3 protein-coding genes are annotated in these 3,071 nt (G+C 52.7%); all 3 read left to right on the forward strand.

Annotation, left to right across the window (positions count from 1 at the left end; genetic code table 11):
- Positions 1-376: 376 nt before the first annotated feature.
- A complete protein-coding gene (locus tag H6F43_RS12450) occupies positions 377-1,363 on the forward strand; it encodes a DUF1517 domain-containing protein (protein WP_190343073.1) in 987 nt (328 codons plus the stop codon).
- Between the two features lie 239 nt (positions 1,364-1,602).
- The gene (locus H6F43_RS12455; RefSeq protein WP_347272408.1) at positions 1,603-2,379 is read left to right on the forward strand and encodes a transporter substrate-binding domain-containing protein; all 777 of its coding nucleotides are present in this window, start codon (positions 1,603-1,605) and stop codon (positions 2,377-2,379) included.
- Between the two features lie 36 nt (positions 2,380-2,415).
- Positions 2,416-3,071 (forward strand): cache domain-containing protein (locus H6F43_RS12460; RefSeq protein ID WP_190343075.1); only part of this gene is annotated, 656 nt, incomplete at its 3' end.

Raw genomic sequence — 3,071 nt, forward strand, 5'->3', positions numbered from 1 at the left:
ATTGGAGCACGCCTCGTTGTACCTGATTTCACTTCAGAGGCCCTTTGGAACTTGCTTGAGCAGCGCTCAAATGGAGCCTAGTTGGTGAGGTGCTTCCCTGCTAGATCTCCAGGTCAAGTTTCCGCCCCAGCGGGTACGGCTATCCACCCGGATTCTGCCTCTCAAGCGATTTCCATGCTCGATCGAAGACGATACAGTATTAATAAGGTCCTATGTTTAGAACTCTTAACAAAGGATTAACCCATTCTGAGTCACTCCATTGAGTTTGTAGAGTTGGTGAGGTCGGTTTGTACGAAGTTGCAAACCGTTCAACCGGAATATAGGATTCCGCGACAGCAATTGACTGTCCTTTTAACAACGTCTGGATAGGCACGCTATGCACAAAAAATTTACTTCGTTGATTAAGCCGCTGTTGCGCTCCCTGGTTGCCGTTGGGCTTGTGCTGGCTCTGGCATTGGGTCACGCTGACACAGCACTGGCAGCCTCAGGCGGCGGTCGAATTGGTGGCGGGTCCTTCCGTGCACCGAGTCGCACTTACTCTCCACCCCGCACCTATGCACCACCGGGCGGTGGCTATGGCTATCCGGGTGGCGGCTATGGCTATCCGGGTGGCGGTGGATTTGGCTTTCCGTTTTTGTTTCCGGTGTTCGGCATCGGGGGCGGTTTTGGTGGACTGTTTACGATCCTGATCTTCCTGGCGATCGCAAACTTCCTCGTTCAAAGCTTCCGTCGCGTTGGTGGAGGCGATGACCCCGGTTACGAATCTACTAGTTCAGCAATTTCAGTCGCAAAGCTGCAAGTTGGATTGCTTGCAGAAGCTCGCGAGCTACAAGCAGACTTGAACAAGCTGGCACAGACGGCAGATACCAGCTCTACAGCGGGATTGGCAGATGTGCTGCAAGAAACTACCTTGGCGCTCCTGCGTCACCCGCAATACTGGATGTATGGTGGTTCTACCGTTCAGCAGGCTCGGTTGGAATCGGCAGAGGCGCAATTCAATCGCTTGCTGCTAGCAGAGCGCAGCAAGTTCAGTGGCGAGACGCTCTCCAACGTCAACAACCAACTGCGGCAGGCTTCCACCCGTGGCACTCTGCCCGGAGCTGACCAGAGCACTGCGCTGGTAAATCAGGACCAAGGTCCGGGCGAATATATCGTCGTGACGCTGCTGGTAGGTGCTCAAGGTGACCTGAAGTTGCCAACGGTTAATAGCTCTGAGGATATGCGTCAGGCGTTGCAGCAGTTGGGCGGCGTGTCGAGCGATCGACTCCTTGCGCTAGAAGTGCTGTGGACTCCACAGGCAGAAGGTGATGTTCTCACCAGTGACGATCTGCTGGTTGAGTATCCTGAGCTGAAACTAGTCTAAGTGCACTAAATCACTAAACGTGAGGGGGCTATGTAGCCCCCTTTTTTGCGGTTTTCAACTTCGCGGCTCGATCGTGGGTCCGCTACCGAAATAGGGAACCTTAGGAGGGTGAATTCTGGTTGAGCTAAGGAAAGATGAGCATTCGCAGACGGGCAGTTCTACAAGCTGGAGCAGGATTACTTCTGGCTTCAGTCACTCACAGTTGTGCCCGATCTTCTCAGACTAGCTCTCGTTTAACGGTGAGTCAGTCGCTACTGGAGCAGATCAAGAAACGTGGATATCTGCTGGTTGTGACCGAGGATGACTATCCTCCGTTCGAGTTTCTAGTAAACGGTAAACCAACGGGCTACGATTACGAGCTACTAGAACAACTGAGACAGTGGGTTCCCTTCGAAATCCGACAGGAAATTGTGCCGTGGCAAGAACTGCTTTTGGGTGTCGCAAGTGGCAAGTATGACGTGGCACTTACGGCTGTCGGTATCACCGATGAGCGATCGAAATCTCTTGACTTTACCCTGCCCATCGCCGAATCCACGATCGCCTACGTCAAGCGCAAAAACAATGCCTCGATTAATCGTCTCCGTGATCTATCTGGCAAAACATTGGGAGTACAACAGGACGGTGTGTCGCTTGCAGCCGTACCGGACTTAGCAGAAAGGCTCCAGCAGCAAGGCGGCAAATTGGGAGAGATCAGGCGCTACCGCAACTTCACGGAAGCCTATCAAGATTTGCTGACTCGCCGTTTAGATGCCGTTCTGCACAACATTGTGTCGCTATCGGTGTTAGTGAGTGACAAGCCAGCCATTTTTGAGCTAGGAGAGCGAGTCAGCCGCAAGTCCTATGCAGCATGGGCAGTCAAGCAAGGCAATTCCGAGCTTTTAGAGTTGCTCAATCGCTTTTTGATGGACGTACGCAAGCAGGGCAAACTAAAGCAGCTTCAGCAGACGTGGTTCAAGACGACGTTTGAGGATTTGCCAATGCAGCCGCTGCTTCCAGGCGATCGTCCAATTCGCTAAGCAGAGCGTCTACTCGTCACTAATTGCAGGCTTGTCATGAAACTTTCTTATCCACAGCGCAATCTGTTGCGGCGTCTATTAATCGGGGGAACAGCCGTGTTCGTCAGCATAGCTGCGTACTCCAGCTATCAAGCCGTGCGAAATTTGACCTTAGAGAGCCTAAAGAAAAATGCGCTTTTAGAGGTGCAGCAGGGAGCCAATTCGATCGATAACTGGCTGCTCAATCTGAAAGTTCACGTGCAGACTCTGGCAAATTTGCCTGTGGTGCGATCGATGAATTGGGAAGCGGCAGCACCGTATCTAGAAACCGAGGTTTTGCGCTTTGCGGACGTGTCAGGAATTGCCATTGCAGGACGCGATGGTTGGCGGAACGTCACGGGCGGCAAACGCGCCTACGTTGGGGATCGCTCCTTCTTCAAGAAAGCCATGGCAGGGCAAACCAACGTCAGCGATCCGTTGATTAGTCGTGTAGCGGGTTTGCCTAGCATTGTAGTCGGGACGCCGATTCGACAGGAATTTAGCATTGCAGTGGCTCCGGTGGGCGAGCTTCACACCGTTGTAAAGCTCAATCGCATCACTCAGGTTGTCAATCAGCTCAAATACGGCGACAACAGCTACGCCTTTGCGCTGAACTCCAAAGGAGAGGCAATTGTTCATCCTCAAACGTTGCTATCTACACCCGAACAAACGAC

It is taken from the genome of Leptolyngbya sp. FACHB-36 (assembly GCF_014695955.1).
Classification (GTDB): Bacteria; Cyanobacteriota; Cyanobacteriia; order Leptolyngbyales; family Leptolyngbyaceae; genus FACHB-36.

Excerpts from the sequence above, each read along its gene's own strand:
- H6F43_RS12450 (WP_190343073.1), top strand. The coding sequence starts at position 377 with ATGCACAAAAAATTTACTTCGTTGATTAAGCCGCTGTTGCGCTCCCTG.